The 18,705-nt window shown below is 47.2% G+C and carries 23 protein-coding genes and 1 pseudogene; 16 read left to right on the forward strand and 8 right to left on the reverse strand.

All coding sequences use genetic code 11. From position 1 onward, the window contains the following. Nucleotides 1-26 precede the first annotated feature (26 nt). From T491_RS17035 to T491_RS0108630, 3 genes are all read left to right on the forward strand, one after another. On the forward strand, nucleotides 27-404 hold the full coding sequence (locus T491_RS17035; protein WP_231480222.1) for a hypothetical protein: 378 nt from the start codon (nucleotides 27-29) through the stop codon (nucleotides 402-404). Next, nucleotides 376-795 carry a hypothetical protein gene (locus T491_RS0108620; protein ID WP_051523065.1) on the forward strand — a complete coding sequence of 140 codons (420 nt, stop codon included), beginning with the start codon at nucleotides 376-378 and terminating at the stop codon, nucleotides 793-795. The genes T491_RS17035 and T491_RS0108620 overlap by 29 nt, the downstream gene beginning before the upstream one ends. Nucleotides 796-1,085: 290 nt before the next feature. Beyond that, the gene (locus T491_RS0108630) at nucleotides 1,086-1,559 is read left to right on the forward strand and encodes a methylglyoxal synthase (RefSeq protein WP_051523066.1); all 474 of its coding nucleotides are present in this window, start codon (nucleotides 1,086-1,088) and stop codon (nucleotides 1,557-1,559) included. 107 nt (nucleotides 1,560-1,666) lie between these two features. On the opposite strand, the gene T491_RS17665 is transcribed toward T491_RS0108630, so the two are convergent. Then, nucleotides 1,667-1,825 (reverse strand): hypothetical protein, encoded by a 159-nt coding sequence (locus T491_RS17665; protein ID WP_155993448.1) that lies wholly within the window; start codon nucleotides 1,823-1,825, stop codon nucleotides 1,667-1,669. A gap of 216 nt (nucleotides 1,826-2,041) precedes the next feature. On the opposite strand from T491_RS17665, the gene T491_RS16095 reads away from it, so the two are divergent. After that, a complete protein-coding gene (locus tag T491_RS16095; RefSeq protein WP_231480223.1) occupies nucleotides 2,042-2,515 on the forward strand; it encodes a thioredoxin family protein in 474 nt (157 codons plus the stop codon). Between the two features lie 275 nt (nucleotides 2,516-2,790). Here the strand turns inward: T491_RS16095 and T491_RS0108645 are convergent, their stop codons facing one another. Both T491_RS0108645 and T491_RS0108650 read right to left on the reverse strand, forming a co-directional pair. After that, nucleotides 2,791-2,997, reverse strand: coding sequence for a hypothetical protein (locus T491_RS0108645; protein WP_028903538.1), 207 nt, complete (start codon nucleotides 2,995-2,997; stop codon nucleotides 2,791-2,793). A gap of 46 nt (nucleotides 2,998-3,043) precedes the next feature. Then, on the reverse strand, nucleotides 3,044-3,778 hold the full coding sequence (locus tag T491_RS0108650) for a DUF1349 domain-containing protein (protein ID WP_231480224.1): 735 nt from the start codon (nucleotides 3,776-3,778) through the stop codon (nucleotides 3,044-3,046). Nucleotides 3,779-3,914: 136 nt separating this feature from the next. Here T491_RS0108650 and T491_RS17670 point away from each other — a divergent pair. The 6 genes and pseudogenes from T491_RS17670 to T491_RS0108680 all read left to right on the forward strand — a co-directional run. Continuing rightward, nucleotides 3,915-3,983, forward strand: a pseudogene (locus tag T491_RS17670) (DUF4113 domain-containing protein); the annotation flags it as partial. Between the two features lie 414 nt (nucleotides 3,984-4,397). Then, nucleotides 4,398-5,072, forward strand: coding sequence for a hypothetical protein (locus T491_RS0108660; RefSeq protein ID WP_028903541.1), 675 nt, complete (start codon nucleotides 4,398-4,400; stop codon nucleotides 5,070-5,072). Nucleotides 5,073-5,099: 27 nt separating this feature from the next. Continuing rightward, nucleotides 5,100-5,669 (forward strand): DUF4468 domain-containing protein, encoded by a 570-nt coding sequence (locus T491_RS0108665; RefSeq protein ID WP_155950084.1) that lies wholly within the window; start codon nucleotides 5,100-5,102, stop codon nucleotides 5,667-5,669. A 159-nt stretch (nucleotides 5,670-5,828) separates the two neighbouring features. Next, the gene (locus tag T491_RS18175; RefSeq protein ID WP_255327033.1) at nucleotides 5,829-5,957 is read left to right on the forward strand and encodes a hypothetical protein; all 129 of its coding nucleotides are present in this window, start codon (nucleotides 5,829-5,831) and stop codon (nucleotides 5,955-5,957) included. 2 nt (nucleotides 5,958-5,959) lie between these two features. Beyond that, nucleotides 5,960-6,301 carry a cupin domain-containing protein gene (locus tag T491_RS0108675; RefSeq protein ID WP_028903543.1) on the forward strand — a complete coding sequence of 114 codons (342 nt, stop codon included), beginning with the start codon at nucleotides 5,960-5,962 and terminating at the stop codon, nucleotides 6,299-6,301. A gap of 123 nt (nucleotides 6,302-6,424) precedes the next feature. Further along, a complete protein-coding gene (locus T491_RS0108680; protein ID WP_028903544.1) occupies nucleotides 6,425-6,718 on the forward strand; it encodes a hypothetical protein in 294 nt (97 codons plus the stop codon). A 218-nt stretch (nucleotides 6,719-6,936) separates the two neighbouring features. Here the strand turns inward: T491_RS0108680 and T491_RS0108685 are convergent, their stop codons facing one another. Continuing rightward, entirely contained in the window at nucleotides 6,937-7,467 is a 531-nt protein-coding gene (locus T491_RS0108685; RefSeq protein ID WP_028903545.1) for an FHA domain-containing protein, read from the reverse strand. Continuing rightward, nucleotides 7,468-8,562 (reverse strand): SPOR domain-containing protein, encoded by a 1,095-nt coding sequence (locus T491_RS0108690; RefSeq protein ID WP_028903546.1) that lies wholly within the window; start codon nucleotides 8,560-8,562, stop codon nucleotides 7,468-7,470. A gap of 109 nt (nucleotides 8,563-8,671) precedes the next feature. Here T491_RS0108690 and T491_RS0108695 point away from each other — a divergent pair, with 109 nt between their 5' ends. Continuing rightward, nucleotides 8,672-9,991: a UDP-glucose/GDP-mannose dehydrogenase family protein gene (locus T491_RS0108695; protein WP_028903547.1), complete on the forward strand. Its 1,320-nt coding sequence runs from the start codon at nucleotides 8,672-8,674 to the stop codon at nucleotides 9,989-9,991. Further along, nucleotides 9,992-10,768 (forward strand): DUF4738 domain-containing protein, encoded by a 777-nt coding sequence (locus tag T491_RS0108700; protein ID WP_028903548.1) that lies wholly within the window; start codon nucleotides 9,992-9,994, stop codon nucleotides 10,766-10,768. It abuts the gene before it with no gap. Here T491_RS0108700 and nudC read toward each other — a convergent pair. Further along, entirely contained in the window at nucleotides 10,765-11,538 is a 774-nt protein-coding gene (nudC, locus tag T491_RS0108705; protein ID WP_028903549.1) for an NAD(+) diphosphatase, read from the reverse strand. The genes T491_RS0108700 and nudC overlap by 4 nt on opposite strands. Beyond that, a complete protein-coding gene (locus tag T491_RS0108710; RefSeq protein WP_028903550.1) occupies nucleotides 11,535-13,301 on the reverse strand; it encodes a bifunctional UDP-sugar hydrolase/5'-nucleotidase in 1,767 nt (588 codons plus the stop codon). The genes nudC and T491_RS0108710 overlap by 4 nt, the downstream gene beginning before the upstream one ends. Before the next feature lie 132 nt (nucleotides 13,302-13,433). Between T491_RS0108710 and T491_RS0108715 the strand changes: the two genes are divergently transcribed. Next, a complete protein-coding gene (locus T491_RS0108715; RefSeq protein ID WP_028903551.1) occupies nucleotides 13,434-14,114 on the forward strand; it encodes a DnaJ domain-containing protein in 681 nt (226 codons plus the stop codon). On the opposite strand, the gene kdsB is transcribed toward T491_RS0108715, so the two are convergent. Beyond that, entirely contained in the window at nucleotides 14,094-14,840 is a 747-nt protein-coding gene (gene kdsB / locus T491_RS0108720) for a 3-deoxy-manno-octulosonate cytidylyltransferase (RefSeq protein ID WP_028903552.1), read from the reverse strand. The two genes, T491_RS0108715 and kdsB, sit on opposite strands and share 21 nt — an antisense overlap. A 137-nt stretch (nucleotides 14,841-14,977) precedes the next feature. Between kdsB and T491_RS0108725 the strand changes: the two genes are divergently transcribed. From T491_RS0108725 to T491_RS0108735, 3 genes are read left to right on the forward strand one after another with little or no spacing between them, the layout of a single operon-like run. After that, complete coding sequence (locus T491_RS0108725; RefSeq protein WP_028903553.1) at nucleotides 14,978-16,096, forward strand: phosphatidylinositol-4-phosphate 5-kinase; 1,119 nt, start codon at nucleotides 14,978-14,980, stop codon at nucleotides 16,094-16,096. 25 nt (nucleotides 16,097-16,121) lie between these two features. Then, nucleotides 16,122-16,568: a YhcH/YjgK/YiaL family protein gene (locus T491_RS0108730; RefSeq protein WP_028903554.1), complete on the forward strand. Its 447-nt coding sequence runs from the start codon at nucleotides 16,122-16,124 to the stop codon at nucleotides 16,566-16,568. 33 nt (nucleotides 16,569-16,601) lie between these two features. Beyond that, a complete protein-coding gene (locus T491_RS0108735; RefSeq protein ID WP_028903555.1) occupies nucleotides 16,602-18,704 on the forward strand; it encodes an alpha amylase C-terminal domain-containing protein in 2,103 nt (700 codons plus the stop codon). Nucleotide 18,705: the final 1 nt, after the last annotated feature.

Below are 18,705 nucleotides of genomic sequence, written 5' to 3' on the forward strand. Positions count from 1 at the left end.
ATGAATGTCAAATGTCACTAAGGATTATGGAGATTCAAAATAACCAAGCATGCTTTGTGCAGCTCTGGCGGATGCTGGAGCGCACAAGGCGCCTCTTGCGAGGTCAGTATAAGCGATTCTGCATCCGCAGTGTGATGAAGTTGTGGTTCGGTGTTGAAGCCACCGATGACTTTATTTGGCATGTGTGTATTGAGTGCGAACAAGCAGGCTGGGATGAGCTCCCGCCGCCCAAGTTCTATCCTCGCAAGCATCGTGACTTCCTGAAAGCCCTGATAACCCTCAGGGTAGGCAAGCCCAAACTCTCTGAACTCGATGCTGCTTATAGCATCGCATTCCCACATAGTACACCGATTAATGTTAATAAAAAGAAAAGAAATGATACCAAGAGGAATAAGAAACAATAACCCGCTGAATATCCGACGTAGTAAGGATAAGTGGAAGGGCCTCAGGGCCCAGCAGACTGACGCAAGTTTCTGTCAGTTTGAATCGATGGAGTACGGCTGGCGAGCAGCTTTCTGGCTGCTTACGCGTACCTACTACCACACGTACCGACTCTTCACCATCAGAGCGATTATCCAGAAGTGGGCCCCGCCGAATGAAAACAACACGCGGGCGTATATAGATAATGTGAGCCGATTAACCGGCATCGGCCCTGATGAGCCCATCGGCATCCCATCGGATAAGCCCGCCCGCTGGATGGCTGTAGCTGCCGCCATGGCGATACAAGAAACCGGCACCACCGCCCTAGATTACTTCGCCATGTTGCGCGGATGGGATTGGAGCCGCCAACATTAACTTTCAATAGGCCTGTCGCGATGACAGGCCTTTTTCAGTTTTCTATGAAATCATTTGGCCATCAACATAAAATAATGTATCATCGTAGGGAGCAGCATCATTCCAGTGATGCCGCTCCCTTGCTTTATATCAAACCTTTGACTTAAACCAAGAAATTCCTGTTTCCTGCTTAGAAAGATTGTCATTTCGTTATCATACTAAGCAGAAATACCTACTTTTGCAGCGGATAACATACCGAAAAGGTATTAGATAAGGTAAGAAGATTGTTTAATTTTAAGAAAGGAGTTATTATGAAAGAAACACTTAACATTGCACTCGTTGCACACGATTCACGTAAGAATGAACTGCTGGATTGGGTCCGCTTCAATGCCGACCTACTTTCAAAGCATCATCTTTACGCTACAGGCACTACAGGTAAACTGATTAGCGAACTTAAATTCGGTACAGAAGAAGGTACAGAACACCCGTTCGAGGGTAAGGTGACACGACTGCTGAGCGGCCCATTAGGAGGCGACCAGCAGATTGGTGCTATGCTGGCTGAGGGTAAGATTGACATGCTGATATTCTTCTGCGATAACCTCGCTGTACAGGGACATCAGAACGATGTATCAGCCCTTAGTCGACTGGCATCGCTTTACAATATTGCATTTGCTACTAATCGTACTACTGCGGATATGTTGCTGACGTCAACACTACTGGGCGACGAGACATATACCCGCATCGTACCTGAGTGCATACAGCAATATGCCAACAGAAAGCTATAGGAAGTCTGAAACCACAGGGAATCTCATAGTAATATATGATTCCTTTTTTTTGCACAAAAAAAACAGGCAGCGTTTCGGCTGCCTTTCATACGGGTTGTGGAACTGCGTTAATTGTACCAGAGCTCTCCACCGAGCACCTGAACGCCTATCTTAGCATTTCTGCCTTCTTCTTGACCTGTGTACTCCTTGTACTGACGGCCATAATTGGATTCTTTCGTTCTTCGACTAGCGAAGCGAGTAAACTCGTGTTCCATAGATCTTTCCATTCAATAATTTATTCAAACAGCAAAAGTAATTGCTGCAAAGGTACGCCGAAATTTGGATATATGAAATACCATGCCGATAGTATTTCGCATCGCACAAATATGGTATTCTGGGAAATTCCTACTCAAGTTTAGGGATTTCCCATGCCCAGTTTAGGATTGTTCACGATTATTTTGTTATCTTTGCAGCAGAAATTAAACATAACTAAAAAGATTCATATGAAAAGAACGTTTTTAAGCCTATTGGCCGCTATCTGCATGACGATGACATTGAATGCACAGACGGCTTTGAAGAAAGTATACGACGAGAGTATTAATCCGCTTGACCAGATTGATCAGGCTGTAGTGAAAGCAAAGTCTGAGGGAAAGTATGTTATTTGCCAGGTGGGCGGTAACTGGTGTCCTTGGTGCTTACGTTTTGCAGACTTTATCACAAACGACTCCACAATCAGTAAGGTGATAGGCGAGAATTTTGTGTATATCCATGTCAACTACAATCCTCGTAAGTCCGAGGGTGTTGAAAAGGCCGAACAAGCTAAGGCACTGATGCAAAGACTCAATAATGCCGGACGTTTCGGCTTCCCCGTGTTTGTAGTACTTAATCATGAAGGCCAGGTTATCCATCTTCAAGATTCAAGTTTCCTTGAAGAAGGTAAGGGCTATAAACCAGGAAAAAGTGCTACGTTTCTTTAACAATTGGACTCCAAAAGCAGTTAATTGATAAACTATTATCGTCGCTACTTGGCGACGAGACATATTTAGGGAATTACAGGGAATCTCATGGTGATTCTATTAACGGCGACATCGGCCGCGAAAAGAAAAGAGTAGCCAAGCCATGGTTCAGCAAGAAATATTACGCCTCAGTCCTAAACCTCCGCGATTTCCTAGCCGATAACATCGGCCAAGAATTCACCGGCCTTGTAGCCAAATCCCTCGATGACAACTACCGCTGCTACCATCATTGAAAATCAAAGCATCTCACAAAGTTTATCTTCCCTGATAATCTTTGGCGCAGCTTTGCCAGCCAGCACCAACACCTTCTTGCCATTACGATAGATATGAAGCTGACGTGAACGGACAACTGCCGTCACCTCAGCATCGTCCTGCATGACCACCCACAACGGATGATAGACACCATCCACCTCAAACAACTTCTGCTGCAAGTGCGAACACATATTGGTTGTATCAAGTGTTCGTCATATTTCCACACCAATTTGGAACTTACTTGTCTGGTTGCTGACCATCGTGGGCTTTCCATGCACACTCAGTTATCTTCATGTCGGTGAACTTTGCCGTAAACGAGGACTCCTCTGGCGAGCAGGCATAAACACCGAAACTGATTTCGTCTGCACCGGCATACATGTGGCAGATGCGCATCTGACTGAAAGTCACACCGTCGGTTGAACACTCGATGCAGTAATCATCTTCACGGCGTGAAAAGCGATACCACATGGTTTTTACATCGGCAGGGATTGCCTGAGTTGCCCAATCGCTGTAGCCCTTATTGGTAACTACGCTGCCCAAGTGCTGGTACTCGTCATTCTCATATTCCACAGAGCCCTTCAGCCAGTTTTCTGAGTCAAGGTACATCACGACACCGCACTGATCAAAACGATGATGACTTTCCGTAAAGTCGGTCTTGACCACAAAGCTGAAAAACTTCTCGCGGGTTTTCATCTGTAGCACAGGGGCATTGTCATTCTGAAAATGATAGTAGGTGCGCTGCCATAGGTCAGTCTTGGGGGTTGTGGTGATAATGATAGTATCACTCTTCACCTCAAAAGCCTTAGGCTTTCTGGTCCACTGAAGGCTATCCAACGCTATGCAACCATTGTTGGCAAAAGCCTCTTTTACTTGGTCTGTAAACTCCATTGACGTTTCATTTTGTTTTGTCTGCTGTCCACAAGCCACGAGCATCATGGCGAGGCAAAGCATAGTTACATTTTTTATTCGCATATAAACTCCTTCTTTACGGTCTATATTATTAAACTTTGTTGCAAAAATAGGAAATTCTGAAGATTTATGATGATTTATGAGTAACTTTGCACAAAAAATTGAGAATATTTAAGGAAAGGCAAACGTCTTCGCCAACGCCATCAAGCACGATTTCAAAAGTCCGAACCCCACCACACGCTGGTCGGACATCATCAAATTGAAGTAGAGATTAAATCACCGCTGAACGCCGCCAATGCTCACGTATCCATTCACTGGCAGTTTTACCTGACTGTCGTTTACAGTCCGTCATCGCCACCGATTTGAAGGACAGCGTGGCCATAGCCACCCAGTCCCAGAATCTCAAATCGGCCACCAAGCAGAAATCTGCCCCCGCCACAAGCCCAAATCACTACGTGTTCTTCATATATATTGTTGTTACGTGTCTTATAATTATTTATCTGAAAAAGCGTTTTCAGTAAAATCTCGTGCTTATTAGTTAGAAATATTGGGTCAGCCGTGAGGTTCACCCAATTTTTTTCAATCCATACTTATCTTTTGCGTTAAATATATATAAGAAAATTAGATTTTTAGAAATTTATTGTATATTTGCAGAATAAAGTCTAACTAAATCTACTTTTGTATGAGAAATCTATTGATCCTTTTATTGACAATTCTTCTGCCCGCTGGCGTCATGTCCCAAACTGCTCAGAAACAGTCTAATAATACCACAAAAAAGCCAGTAATTACAGTTACTATGGGGCAAAAGTTAGCCAAGGCTTGTAGAAAATATCCCAAAACAATGGGAATGTCATTGGTAAGATGTAATAATATCCAAAACGACAATCAATATAATGCTAGTCTTTTTTTATTGGAAAAGGGTAGTGATAAAACCTGTGATAAATTTGTTGTATATCTTAGTGATGTGCATGGAAAAAACTTCTCGAACAAATTATTAGAAATCGGTTTCAATAACAATGAAATTTCCATAGCAAAGAGATTAGTAGATTATAAATCAAAAATCCCTGTAGCGACAGTCCTAATGTCTCAAAAACTTGCTATAGCATGTAAAAGATATCCTCAAACAATGGGGATGGCACTTGCTATGAGTTCAAAAGCAGAAACTACAGGTGCATTAAAATGGAATATTGCACTGATGGAAGAAGGCAACGAAGAGCTATGCGAGAAGTTATTGGTATGGCTTGAAGATATAACAGAAGAAGATTTTGCAGAAAATCTCATAGCTATAGGGTTCACTACCAAAGAAGTTGAATTAGCTCAAAGCATAGTTGCCTATGCCAAAAACATAAAGAAATAATTGATAATAATCATAAAACGTATAAGTATGAAGCATATTTTAATTACCACAGTGTTGTTTCTTGCGGCCATCTCCGCTAGTCCACAAGACATCGAACTGAACGATAAAGGTGAATACGAACGTAAAGAAGTTGTAGAAGTATCTGGAGCTACAGCAGCAACACTTTATGATCGTGCTATGATTGCCTTGTCAGAATGGAGCGGCCCAGACGGTAAAGCAAAGGCTGGTTTAGATTACCAAAACCAAGAGACTCATACAATCATCTACAAAGGAACCTATTATTTAGGCTTTAAGAAATTTATGATGAGTGGTTGGGAAAGATATGCAAACTTCTCCCTAAAAGTGAGATGCAAAGACGGTAAAGCACAAATAACAGTAAATGTGCCAACCATTACAGGCATTTATTTGCATAACGGAGTGAAAAAGACATATAATATTAATGAAGTTCTAGATGTAAAAGAGAAGTCTGGTAAAAAAAGAGCTGACCGAATAGAAGATCTAATTAACAATCTTCGCAAGAACGCTGATGCTCTCATAGCTGCCATGTCTGACAGACTTAAAGGAAGTGCAGCAGCCGAAGAAGATGATGATTTTTGAATAATGTTGTTTACCGGACATTTGATTCATTTGAAAATGTGTTTTAAGTAAACCTCGTGCTTTTAATTAAAAATGTTGGGTAATTCAGTGTGGGGGTTACCCATTTTTTTGTACCTTTGCCCCCGATAAGAATAATGTATAATAAATAGCACGAGATATATGAATCAAGAATATGCAAGGGTATCAGTTGAAATGCCCGAAAACGAAAATAAGAACACTCTCAGTCAGAATCTGACTTACGAAGTTGAGAACAAAGACATCAAGGATGAATTCACGCTAAAGTTTTAATCATGAAGAAGAATAGCGATTCCTACCAGATAGCCTCTGATATCCAATGGGAAAATGTCGGTGAGGGCGTTGTCCGTCAGATTATGGCATACGACGAACATTTGATGATGGTTAAAGTGAAGTGCGAGAAGGGAGCAGTAGGCCCTCTCCATCAGCATCCCCATACCCAGAGTACCTACGTGGCAAGCGGATGCTTCGAAGTATCTATCGGCGACGAAAAGAAGACTCTCAAAGCTGGCGATGGTTATTATGTAGCTCCCAACCTGCCACATGGCTGTGTCTGTTTGGAAGCAGGCATTCTTATCGACACCTTCACACCGATGCGAAAGGATTTCCTCAAATAGAAATACCAATCGCAAGGTTGGGACTTTTTTTGTATTTAACAAAAAAAATAACGTTCGGTTAACCCTTTTTGCCATCGAAAGTAGTTATCTTTGCACCGTCAATCAATAAATAAGAGATATAAAATGATGAAAGCAACGGATAAACAATCGATTATTATTGCATGCGTATTCCTTAGTGTGCCATTCCTCAATATGCTTCGTAACCTCCAGTTTATGGGGTGGGGCTATATGGTAGGCAGCGCATTCTATGTAGCATTGTTGTTCACTATGGCAGTTGTCTTAATTCAGTATGCCACATCCAACGAGCAGATGCATTTTTCGACCGCATTGCTAAAGTGCGCCAGTAAATATTGGGCTTTCGCCTTTTCCTTCATGATGCTGATACTGGTGTTTATCAAATATGTTATTATGAGTTAGAAGCGAGAGGACCGTGGCGCCGTCTGGCTGCACTTCGCAGTCAGGCCTTCAGGCAACAGGCGTAAGATAAGATTTCTGCTTACTTGATGAACTTCACCTTTTCGGCGTTGCGGGGCTTGGCGTTGGGCTGCTCTGCTGCTGATCCTCAACCACGCATACTATCCAGGGCTGGCGGTTGACGGCGCTGGGGGCATTATGTGAAAAAAAAGGGGTTTCTGCTATTCGTCCTCGTTGGAAGTGCGGAGGATGATAGAGGTGGCGCCGAGGGTGAAGAGGGTGCCATCGCTGATGATGCGCCGCTCCTTGGGGGTGAGCTCTACATTGTCGATAAAGGTGCCGGTATTGCTGTTGTTGTCCTTCAGCGTGTAGCGCAGACCGCCTTTCTTATCGCGGCTCACGGTGATGGTGCAGTGATTGAGATCGACGCTGGGATCGACTGTCTCGAAGGCGGTGTTGGCGGGATTGCCCTTCTGATAGCGACCTATCACATTGTCGCCCATCTTCAGGGGGATGACCTGCTTGTAGTGGAACACATTCTCGATGACCACAATCGAACCGCAGCCCTGCTCGTTGGCCTGCTCGTCGGGGTTCTCGTCCTTCTGGCGCTCACGGAGCTTGCTCACACCGATACGGATGCCGAACTCCTTGCCACAATCGGGGCACTTGAATACCAACGACTGACCTGCTTCGTACTTGGTCTCGTCGAACGTGATGTACTGGTCGCACTTGGGGCAGCGTACTCTCTTCATTTATTCGCTCTTCTCGTTATATTTGTAAACCCATGACTCCTCCAGCTCCTTCTCCTTGGTTAGCTTGTGGAGCTGGTTGTAGGCATCGGCCTGATTCATGAAGTGACCATAGACGATGCGGGTTACGTTCTTATGGACATAGATTTCAGCTCCCTTGTAGCCGCGTTTGGCCAGACGGTTGATGAAATCCTCGGCATTGTGCTTGTTGACATGGCTCGCCAGTACGATGCAATAGCCTTCGCGGGCGCTATCGGCCTTGACGGCAACGGGCTTGGCTGCCTGGGCCGACGTGGCGGGCTTGATGGTATCGAGTATGGCCTCGGCAGTCTTGACGGCTGGCTTCTGGGCATCCTTGCGCTTGAAGTCGATGGCGCTGGTGTTGGTGTCCTTCGAGGTCATCATGCCAAACAGCAGCTGATTGTTCAGATTGTTGATGGTGCTCTTCATCAGATCGGTCTTGCCGGTAGGCATGGCGATGAAGAATACCGCCAGCAGGATGGCTGCTACGGCTACGGCATTGCGGATCCAGGTGAACTTGATGCGAACCACATCGTTGTCGTCCTCGTTGATATCGACCAGATTCTGCTGGAGCACGCTGTTAACCTCCGACTCGGGCTTAACGGCCTTCTCTTCGGCTACTACTTCTTGCTCCTGAGGCTGGGGCTTGCTGAGGTTGCTCAGCAGCTTCATCTCGAACGAGTTGAGACCATAGAGGCTGGGGGTGAGGATACCGGCCTCGCAGGGGGTGAACACATAGTTGCCATCCTCGTTCAGCTCTAATATACCTATATTATTAAGTTCGTAGCGACCTTCGCTCTGCAGTATCTGCTGCATCTCGTTCACCTCTTCCTCGATGCGCTGGATGGCTTCGGGGTAGCTGATGTCGTAAGCCTCGATGTACGACTGGGCCAGGAGTGAATCGTTGATCTTAAGCTGAGGGTTGAAACCTAATGTACGGAGAGGGGGGAGGAAGACCTGCTCGTCTTCCACGTATCTTGCTTCAACATGGTGCGCCATGAAGCCACCCAAGCCGGGAACTATCACGCAGTCGTTGTTGAGCAACAGTATTTCAATATGTCTGTTCAATTCAATCACGGGTGCAAAATTACTGTATTTTTTCGACATAAACAAATAAAAGATACTTAAAATGCTTGGAAAATTAAAATTTTAATGTACCTTTGCACAAAATTTTCTAGTTAACGTTATGAATATTGCTATTGTAGGAACCGGATATGTAGGTTTAGTATCAGGAACATGTTTTGCTGATACGGGTGCAAATGTCACTTGTGTAGATGTAGATGAGAACAAGATTGAGCGTCTGAAAAACGGTGAGATACCCATCTATGAACCAGGACTTGACGAACTTGTTAAGAAGAATGTGGCTGCTGGCCGACTGAAGTTTACAACTGATCTGGCCTCTGTGCTGGATGATGTGGAGATTGTATTCTCGGCTGTGGGCACTCCTCCCGATGAGGATGGCTCGGCCGATCTGAAATATGTGCTCCAGGTGGCTAAGACCATCGGACAGAACCTGAAGAAGTATGTAGTGGTGGTTACCAAGAGTACGGTGCCCGTGGGTACTGCCAAGAAGGTGCGCAAGGCCATCGAGGAAGAGCTGGAGAAGCGTGGCGTGGACATTGAGTTCGACGTGGCTTCGAACCCGGAGTTCCTGAAGGAGGGTAACGCCATCAAGGACTTTATGAGTCCTGACCGCGTAGTGGTTGGCGTGGAGAGCGAGAAGGCCAGAAAGGTGATGACCAAGCTCTATAAGCCCTTTATGATCAATAACTTCCGTGTGATCTTCATGGATATCCCATCGGCCGAGATGACTAAATATGCCGCTAACTCGATGCTGGCTACACGTATCTCGTTTATGAACGATATCGCCAACCTGTGTGAACGCGTGGGTGCCGACGTGAATATGGTGCGTGCTGGTATCGGATCGGATACGCGTATCGGACGTAAGTTCCTCTATGCTGGTTGCGGTTATGGCGGATCGTGCTTCCCCAAGGACGTGAAGGCGCTGATTAAGACTGCCGACCAGAACGGCTACTCGATGGAGGTGCTGAAGGCTGTGGAGCGTGTGAACGAAAAGCAGAAGAGCGTGCTCTTTGAGAAGCTGGTGAAGGCATTCGGCAGCGAAGAGGCCCTGAAGGGCAAGACCATTGCCATGTGGGGACTCTCGTTCAAGCCTGAGACTGACGATATGCGTGAATCGACTGCCCTCGTGATGATCGGTAAGCTGCTCGAGGCTGGCTGTAACGTGCGCGTGTACGACCCTATTGCCATGAACGAGTGTAAGCGTCGTATCGGCGAGACTGTGACTTACTGCCGCGACATGTACGATGTGGTGCTCGACGCTGATGCCCTGCTGCTGCTCACTGAGTGGAAGGAATTCCGCCTGCCAGGCTGGGGCGTGATCAAGAAGGCAATGAAGCGTCCGCTGGTTATCGATGGCCGTAACATCTTCGACATCGAGGAGCTCGACGAGAACGGCTTTGAGTATCATTGCATAGGTAAGTAAATGAAGAAACTGTTAACGATATCGATGATGATGGGTGTTCTGGTGGCTTGTAACCAGAACAACTCATCGTCGTTGCTTGATGACAAGGAGGCCAAGGCGATGCTGCAGGGTACCTGGATCGACGAGGAGAGTGGCGATGCGACCTTCCGTGTGAAGGGCGATACCATCTACTATGCCGATGCTACCAGTATGCCTTCCTATTTCCGTATCCACGGCGACTCGCTCTATCTGGCATCGGGCACTGCCTATGGTATCGTTAAGCGCACAGAGCATCTGTTCTGGTTTCACAATCAGAACGGCGACTTGCTGAAGCTGCAGAAGAGTGAGAATAGCGATGATGATGTGGAAACAGAGGCGCCCAGTGTCCTGACATACACGCATCAGGTGAAGATCGACTCGGTGGTAAGCTATAACGGCAATCGCTATCATTGGTATATCGCCATCAACCCCACCAAGTATAAGGTCACCAAACGTACGTTTAATGAAGACGGACTTGAGGTGGAAAACGTGTATTACGACAATATCATGAATGTGAGCGTTTTCCAGGGCTCGCGCAAGTTGTTCTCGAGCGATTTCCGTAAGCAGCAGTATAAAGGAATGGTGCCCGAATCGTTCCTCCAGGATGCCATCTTTGCCAATATGGCGTTCAGCCATATCGACGCCGATGGCTTACATTTCAATGCCACACTGTGCATGCCTGATGGCGCAAGCTGCTACATAGTAGAGTCGGCCATCAGTTATACGGGTGTTGCGTCGATGAAGTTGTTAGAGTACTAAGCTTTTTCGTCTAACCACGCATCGAGCAGCATTCTTGCAATCGATAATTTTTCGGGAATAGTAGGCAGGTTGTCCTTACGGAACCAGCCGCCCTTGGCTATTTCGCTGGCCTGTAGGTGGATGTCGCCTGATACATAGTCGGCATTGAATCCTACCATCAGTCCGCAGGGGTAGGGCCAGGGCTGAGAGCCGAAGTAGCGGATGTTGGTAATCCTGACGCCTGTTTCTTCGAATGCCTCGCGGGCTACTGCCTCTTCGAGGGTCTCGCCTGTCTCTACAAAGCCCGCCACCAGACCGTAGAAATCCGTGCGGAAGTTCTTGGCGCGTACCAGCAACACCTCGTCGCCCCTATGTATCAGCACAATGACTGCTGTGGCTAACTGGGGCCATACCTCCTTGCCGCACTCTGTGCATTTCTTTGAGATATCTGTCGACATCTTCATAGGGGCACCGCAAACACCACAGAACTTGGTGTTGGCATCCCAGTAAAGCAGCTCCTGGCATTTGCCTGCCTTCTGGTAGAGCGACTTCTCGAGCTTATAGTACGATTGGCGCAGGCCGCACATCTCGTAGCGGGGATTGTCGCATACGGGGCTGTCAATTTTATAGGTCTTTACCTCGATACCGTCCAGTGGCGTCACGCTCATCACGTTGGTCCATGGTTTTACCTCGGTGGGTGGTTCTTCCTGAAAGGGGATGGTATAGTTGCCATCAGCGGTTTTTTCTAACAATAAGTCTTCTTTGCAGAATACGAAATAATGTTGTTTCATTTTCCAAACAGTTGTTTACGGTCTCGCTCAAGGGCGGGTTTTACCCATGCCTCGGGCACGAATTTCCAGTTGTTGTTCTTTTGGGGGTTGATTGTTCCCAGACGTTTAATCTCTTCTGTCAGATAGTGGCGCTGGTCCAGATCGGTATGGAAGAGCACGCGGCTCTCGAGCGAATCCTGGGGGATGCCGGCACCACGTGTCAGCAACTCACCACCACCGTTGGCACGATAGCTGTTCATCACTACCTTATACCATTTCTTCTCATCAAACGGCTCGCCGTTCGACATGCGGAGTATCCTTACTTTCTGTCCGTCGGGCTTGGTCAGGTCAACCTCGTAATCGATACCGCAAGCTGAGTCGAAGTTAAATGTATAATATTGGAAACCAGTACGTTGCTGGTCTTCCTTTGAGTCGTCGTTCAGGCGCAGGGCGTGGTCGTTGGGCGAGGTCATGGTGTTGCTCCACATGTCGTACGAGAACTCCAGATGCTTCCTTACTTCCTCGCCAGTCATCTTGAGTACGAACAGCAGATTCTCAAAGCGATAGAGCTTGAACATGTCGGCCTGGGTCACCTCGCCAGCATCGATAGTGGTATCGAAAGCCAAGGGGGCGTTAAACGAGATGTCGGCCTTCGAGATGCTCATCTGCAGGTTGTGAATCAGATCGGTAAAGGCTGAATTGCCAAAGAAACTCTCGCGGGTGTAGATAGGGTTCTTGAAGTAGCCGATCTTCTGGTTGACATAGTTCTTCACCTCGTCGATGGTGGGCTGGAAGTCCTTCAGCATCTGCTTGTCAATCTTCTCGTCGAGCACGCTGACAATGTTGCCCTTGATGTCTTTCTTTACCAGGCGGCCTTCCTCGTAGGTCAGCTTAATCTCGGCTTCGGCTACATTGGCCACGTAGCACGAAGGGTCGATGCACAGCACTTTCTCGCCTGCCTTGTTGGTAATCCACATGTTGTGGACCTGATGGTCGTGGCCAAAGAAGATGATATCGAAGCCTGGTACCTCGCGGGCTACCGACTCGGTGGCGTCTTCCTCGTATTCGGCAGTCTTGATACCGCCATTCAGACCCGAGTGGAACAGACCGAAAATCAGGTCGGGCTTCTCCGTCTCTTTCACGTACTTCACCCATTTCTTGGCGCAGGCTGTCATCTCTTCAAACTCTAATCCCTTCCAGATCGACTTGTTCAGCCAGTTGGGAATGGCAGGGGTGATCATGCCGATCACCACAATCTTGACACCGTCCTTGTAGTGCACCGAGTAGGGCTTCAGGCCGTTGTAGATATGCTCTGGCCGTGCCTCTGCATTTTTATATTCCTCTTTGACGATGTTGGCACCTAACAGCGGACAGCGCACCTCGCGAATCCACTTGTCGTAAACCTTGTGGCCTGGTTCAATGTCATGATTGCCCACGGTCTCGGCATCGTACTTCATGTAATTGATGACTGTAGCTGCGATGTTCTCATTCTCAGGCATCACGTAGTTCGACCAATAGACACAAGGCTGGCCTTGCAGGATGTCGCCGTTGTCGATCAGCAGGAAGTGGTCGCTGCCGTACTTCTTGCGCTGTTGCTTGATATATGAATTGGCGCGGGTGAGTGTGCCCCTGATGGGCTTCTTCTCCATGAAGTCGTAGGGGAAGAAATGACCATGAACATCACTTGTCTCAATGACCTTGAGCTTGATGGTTTTTGTGTTCTTTGCCTCGATGGGCATTACTGCAAATAGTGCAGAAATCAGTATAACTGGAATACTTTTCATGAAAATGCTTTTAATTTTGTGTGCAAAATTACATAATTTAGTTGATATGTCCAAATATTTAACTGTTTATTTGGTGTTTGTCTGGCACATTTTTTGCAGGAAACCCGGAAAAAGAAAGAGGAGGATTTGATTATGGCATTTATTGATTATTACAAGATTTTAGGCGTTGATAAGACGATTCAGCAGAAGGATGTAAAGAAGGCTTACTTGAAACGTGCCAAGCAGTTTCATCCTGATTTGCACCCTGACGACCCCAAGGCTCAGGCTAAGTTCCAGGCCTTGCAGGAGGCGTATGATGTGATTGGTGACCCCGAAAAGCGTAAGAAGTACGACCAGTACGGTGAGAAATGGCGTGAAGCTGAACAGTTCCAGGGCTTTGGCGGTGGTCAGGGCGGCGGTAACCCGTTTGGTGGGTTCGACTTCAGTAGCTTCCAGGGGGGCGGCGGATTCTCGTCGTTCTTCGAAGACCTGTTCGGACGTAAAGGCAGGCAGGGTGGCGGCTTTGGCGGTTTCCAGGGTTTTGGTGGCACGCATCAGGCGCGCACCCATAGTGGCGAGATGAATGCAAACGTGACGATAGATCTTTACACGGCCATGCTGGGTGGAGAGGTGATTGTGACGCTGTCGAACGGGCAGAAACTGAAGTTGAAGATTAAACCGGAAACGCAGCCAGGCACTAAGGTCCGACTGCGTGGTAAGGGGTATGACAGAGGCGATGGGACTTTTGGCGATCTCATCATTACCTATCAAGTAAAACTTCCGACAAATCTGACTGAGCGTCAGAAGGATCTGTTACGCCAGATGCTCCAGTAGGAATGCTTCGGCTCTCGCTAAATCCTCGGGGGTGTCGATACCTACTGTTTCGATATCGGTCATACCTACACGGATGCGATAGCCATTCTGTAACCATCTTAACTGCTCCAGGCTCTCTGCTTTTTCCAGACTGCTCTGGGGCAGTTTCGTTACCTCGGCCAGTACTTCACGACGGTAAGCGTAGATACCTAAGTGCTTCAGGAAGGGGTATTCGCCAAACCACTCGTTGCGCTCCTTGCCTCGGATATAAGGAATGACGCTGCGACTGAAGTAGAGGGCAAATCCACGATTGTCGGTTACAATCTTGGGTGAGTTGGGGTTCTCAATGGCTTCAATCGACTCGAACTGCTTGCCTAATGTGCCAATCTGAGTCTCGGGGGCATCGAAGAGGTGCATCAGCGTCTCTATCTGTGAGGGCTGGATGAAAGGCTCATCGCCCTGCACATTGATAATGACATCGGCGGTGGAACCTATTTTCTCGGCTGCCTCTTCAATGCGGTCGGTACCACTCTTGTGGTCGGCACGTGTCATCACGGCTTTTCCACCGAAAGCTGTCACAGCATCGAAAATACGCTGGTCGTCGGTAGCTACATAAACCTCGTCAAGCACGTTGCTAACCTGCTCGTAAACTCTCTGAATCACTGTTTTTCCGCCCAGTATTGCAAGCGGTTTGCCCGGATATCTTGTAGAAGCATAACGGGCAGGAATAATAGCCATAAACTTCATAACGGGTGCAAAGGTACGAATAAAAAGTGAAAAGTGAAAAGTGAAAAGTGAAAAATTATATTAATATATAGGTAAGTAATTTGCGCACCTCGATTATTTTATTTAAATTTGCACTCTAAAATAGGATGATTTTACAAATGAATATAAATAGAATTTCGATTATTGCACTTTTATTGATTCTGCCATTTACAGCAGATGCACAGAAGATAACACTCGGTTCGGCCGCAACAAAGGACGGCGGAGATTATCAGGGAGAAATGGTGATGGGTAAACCTCATGGTAAGGGTAAGACCGTGTATAAGAACGGTAACTGGTATGAGGGCGAATATGTGAAAGGCAAGCGCCAGGGATTTGGTATTTACTCTTTTTTTGATGGCGAGAAGTACGAAGGCGAATGGTTTCAGGATCAGCAGCATGGTAAGGGAACCTATTATTTCCAGAATAATAACCGCTATGATGGCCTCTGGTTCCGCGATTATCAGCAGGGGCACGGCATTATGTACTATTATAATGGTGATAAGTACGATGGCGAATGGAAACAGGACCGCCGTTCGGGCTATGGCGTCTATACATTCGCAAGTGGCGCTTTCTATAAAGGCTACTGGCTGAACGACAAGAAGAACGGTAAGGGCATGTACGATTGGGGCGACGGCTCTGTTTACGATGGCGATTGGAAAGAGAATATGCGCTCGGGTAAGGGTACTTTCAAGTACGCTGGTGGCGATGTGTATATTGGTCCTTGGACTGATGACGAGATGAACGGACGTGGCATCTATAAGTTCCAGAACGGCGATGTCTATGAAGGCGATTATGTGAAAGGTGAACGTACTGGTCAGGGCATCTTCAAGTATGCGAATGGCGATCAGTACACCGGACAGTTCTTCAAGGGCGACAAGCAGGGGCAGGGCACCTTTGTATGGAAGAACGGCGATACCTATGTGGGCATGTGGAAAGCCGACAAACAGGAGGGGCGCGGCAAGCTGACCAAGAAATGCGGTGATACCGTAGAGGGATCCTTTAAGGCTGGACAGCCCAATGGCGAGTGTATTGTTCGTTTTGCCGATGGCTCTAAGTTCAAAGGTGCTTTCAAGAATGGCCGACGTAATGGTGCTGCCATTGAGGAGGATAAGGACGGAAAACGTTTCGAGGGTACTTATGTAGATGATGTGCGTGATGGCCATTTCGTGGAGAAGGACCGAAACGGTAAGGTGACCGCTCAAGGCATCTATACCCGTGGAAGAAGACAAACAAAGTAACAAACAACTTAAATATTTACTGAGTATGATTATTGATACAATTGAAAATCTGAGCAAGTACACATCGCTTAACCCCTTGTTTGCTGATGTGGTAGTGTTTTTGGAAAATAACGATCTCCAGACCATGGAGACTGGCAAATACCCTATCAAGGATAAGGATTTGTTTCTGAATCTGCAGGTGGCCAAAGGCAAGAGCCTGGAGGCTGCTGTGCTCGAGACGCATAGAGATATGATTGATATCCAGATTCCCATCTCGGGCGAGGAGACTTTCGGTTATACACCGTTGGGCGATCTGCCCGACTTTGAGTACAATGCCGAGAAGGATATCACGAAATATGGCGAGACAAAGTCGCAGACCTATGTGACGGTAAAGCCTGGTCAGATGGTGATTTTCTTCCCTCAGGATGGTCATGCACCTTGTATTTCTGAGCAACCGGAAATCAGGAAAGCCATCTTCAAGGTGAAGGCGTAAGTAATAAAAGCATAACAATAAACATAAAACACTATGGAAACAAAGAAACAATCTGTCAAGAAGCCTGCAACCAAGAAGGTAACTACGGCTAAGAAAGCCGTTGCAAAGAAAACAAAGCCTGTAGAACCAGAACATATCGGATTGGTTCGTAACGATTCTTGGTTGGAGCCTTTTGAAGGAGCTATCCGTGGCCGTCATGATCATGCGGTATGGAAGCTGAACCAGTTGACACAAAATGGCAAGAAATCCCTGAGCCAGTTTGCTTCGGGTCATCTTTATTTCGGACTCCATAAGTTGGCCAAGGGCTGGGTGTTCCGTGAGTGGGCACCTAACGCTACAGACATCTATCTGATTGGCGACTTCAACAACTGGCAGGAGGACGAGAAGTACCGTTGCAAGCGTATTGCCGGTACAGGCAACTGGGAGTTGAAACTCAGCGAGAAAGCCTTGAAGCACGGCCAGCTTTATAAGATGAAGGTGAAATGGAATGGGGGAGAAGGCGAACGCATTCCTGCCTGGTGCCGTCGTGTGGTTCAGGACGATAATACCAAGATATTCTCTGCTCAGGTATGGAATCCTGAGGAGAAATACGAGTTCAAGAAAAAGAACTTCAAGCCCAAGAAGAATCCGCTGCTCATCTATGAGTGCCATGTAGGTATGGGACAGGATGCTGAGAAGGTTGGTTCTTATAAGGAATTCAAGGACAACGTATTGCCACGCGTCATCAAGGATGGTTATAACTGCATCCAGGTGATGGCTATCCAGGAGCATCCCTATTATGGCTCGTTTGGCTATCACGTATCGTCGTTCTTTGCCCCATCAAGTCGTTTTGGCACGCCTGAGGAACTGAAGGAACTCATTGATACGGCCCACAAGAACGGCGTAGCTGTGATTATGGATATCGTTCATTCGCATGCTGTGAAGAATGAGGTTGAGGGCTTGGGTAATCTGGCTGGCGACCCTAACCAGTTCTTCTATCCTGGCGATCGTCATGAGCACCCAGCCTGGGATTCGCTCTGCTTCGATTATGGTAAGGACGAGGTGCTGCACTTCCTGCTGTCAAACTGTAAGTATTGGCTTGAGGAGTTCAAATTCGACGGTTTCCGCTTCGATGGTGTTACCTCTATGCTTTATTACTCGCACGGATTGGGTGAGGCCTTTGGTGGCTATGGCGATTACTTCAATGGACATGAGGACGACAATGCCATCTGCTATCTCACCCTGGCCAACAAGCTGATACACGAGGTGAATCCTGATGCTATCACTATTGCTGAGGAGGTATCAGGTATGCCTGGTCTTGCTGCCAAGTTCGAGGACGGTGGCTATGGCTTCGACTACCGCATGGCGATGAACATTCCCGATTACTGGATTAAGACCATCAAAGAGGTGCGCGATGAGGATATCAATGTATGCTCTATCTTCTGGGAGGTTAAGAATCGCCGTCCTGACGAGAAGACCATATCATATTGCGAGAGCCACGACCAGGCACTCGTGGGCGACAAGACCATCATCTTCCGCCTGATCGATGCTGATATGTACTGGCACTTTGCCAAGAAAGACGTGAACGATATTGCCCAGCGTGGTATCGCTCTGCATAAGATGATCCGATTGGTTACCGTAGCTGCTATCAATGGCGGCTACCTGAACTTCATGGGTAATGAGTTCGGACATCCTGAGTGGATTGACTTCCCACGTGAAGGCAATGGGTGGAGCTATAAGTATGCGCGTCGCCAGTGGAATCTGGTCGATAATAAGGACCTCTGCTACCATTGGTTGGGCGATTTCGACCGCGAGATGCTGAAGGTCATCAAGAGCGTACGCAACTTCCAGAATACGCCTGTGACAGAAATCTGGCATGATGATGGCGATCAGGTGCTCTGCTTTATGCGTGGCAATCTGGTGTTCGTGTTCAATTTCTCGCCCACACGCAGCTATACCGACTACGGATTCCTTGTGCCCACAGGATCGTACAAGGTAGTGCTCAATACCGATTCGAAAGACTTCGGTGGAAATGGCTTTGCCGACGACACCGTTACCCACTTCACCAACTACGATCCGCTTTATGTGTCGGATCATAAGGAGTGGCTTAAACTCTACATTCCGGCTCGTTCAGCCGTTGTATTGAAGAAAATTTAAA

It is taken from the genome of Prevotella sp. P6B4 (assembly GCF_000619985.1).
Classification (GTDB): domain Bacteria; phylum Bacteroidota; class Bacteroidia; order Bacteroidales; family Bacteroidaceae; genus Prevotella.

Bases quoted from the DNA above. Each gene is read 5' to 3' on its own strand.
- T491_RS0108685 (WP_028903545.1), bottom strand. From the start codon at position 7,467: ATGAAGAGAGTACGCTGCCCCAAGTGCGACCAGTACATCACGTTCGAC.
- T491_RS0108660 (WP_028903541.1), top strand. From the start codon at position 4,398: ATGAGAAATCTATTGATCCTTTTATTGACAATTCTTCTGCCCGCTGGC.
- T491_RS0108630 (WP_051523066.1), top strand. From the start codon at position 1,086: ATGAAAGAAACACTTAACATTGCACTCGTTGCACACGATTCACGTAAG.
- T491_RS0108695 (WP_028903547.1), top strand. From the start codon at position 8,672: ATGAATATTGCTATTGTAGGAACCGGATATGTAGGTTTAGTATCAGGA.
- kdsB (WP_028903552.1), bottom strand. From the start codon at position 14,840: ATGAAGTTTATGGCTATTATTCCTGCCCGTTATGCTTCTACAAGATAT.
- T491_RS16095 (WP_231480223.1), top strand. From the start codon at position 2,042: ATGAAAAGAACGTTTTTAAGCCTATTGGCCGCTATCTGCATGACGATG.
- T491_RS18175 (WP_255327033.1), top strand. From the start codon at position 5,829: ATGAATCAAGAATATGCAAGGGTATCAGTTGAAATGCCCGAAAACGAA.
- T491_RS0108620 (WP_051523065.1), top strand. From the start codon at position 376: ATGATACCAAGAGGAATAAGAAACAATAACCCGCTGAATATCCGACGT.
- T491_RS0108675 (WP_028903543.1), top strand. From the start codon at position 5,960: ATGAAGAAGAATAGCGATTCCTACCAGATAGCCTCTGATATCCAATGG.
- nudC (WP_028903549.1), bottom strand. From the start codon at position 11,538: ATGAAACAACATTATTTCGTATTCTGCAAAGAAGACTTATTGTTAGAA.
- T491_RS0108680 (WP_028903544.1), top strand. From the start codon at position 6,425: ATGATGAAAGCAACGGATAAACAATCGATTATTATTGCATGCGTATTC.
- T491_RS0108645 (WP_028903538.1), bottom strand. From the start codon at position 2,997: ATGTGTTCGCACTTGCAGCAGAAGTTGTTTGAGGTGGATGGTGTCTAT.
- T491_RS0108710 (WP_028903550.1), bottom strand. From the start codon at position 13,301: ATGAAAAGTATTCCAGTTATACTGATTTCTGCACTATTTGCAGTAATG.
- T491_RS0108700 (WP_028903548.1), top strand. From the start codon at position 9,992: ATGAAGAAACTGTTAACGATATCGATGATGATGGGTGTTCTGGTGGCT.
- T491_RS0108665 (WP_155950084.1), top strand. From the start codon at position 5,100: ATGAAGCATATTTTAATTACCACAGTGTTGTTTCTTGCGGCCATCTCC.
- T491_RS0108650 (WP_231480224.1), bottom strand. From the start codon at position 3,778: ATGCGAATAAAAAATGTAACTATGCTTTGCCTCGCCATGATGCTCGTG.
- T491_RS17665 (WP_155993448.1), bottom strand. From the start codon at position 1,825: ATGGAAAGATCTATGGAACACGAGTTTACTCGCTTCGCTAGTCGAAGA.
- T491_RS0108730 (WP_028903554.1), top strand. From the start codon at position 16,122: ATGATTATTGATACAATTGAAAATCTGAGCAAGTACACATCGCTTAAC.
- T491_RS0108725 (WP_028903553.1), top strand. From the start codon at position 14,978: ATGAATATAAATAGAATTTCGATTATTGCACTTTTATTGATTCTGCCA.
- T491_RS0108715 (WP_028903551.1), top strand. From the start codon at position 13,434: ATGGCATTTATTGATTATTACAAGATTTTAGGCGTTGATAAGACGATT.
- T491_RS0108735 (WP_028903555.1), top strand. From the start codon at position 16,602: ATGGAAACAAAGAAACAATCTGTCAAGAAGCCTGCAACCAAGAAGGTA.
- T491_RS17035 (WP_231480222.1), top strand. From the start codon at position 27: ATGGAGATTCAAAATAACCAAGCATGCTTTGTGCAGCTCTGGCGGATG.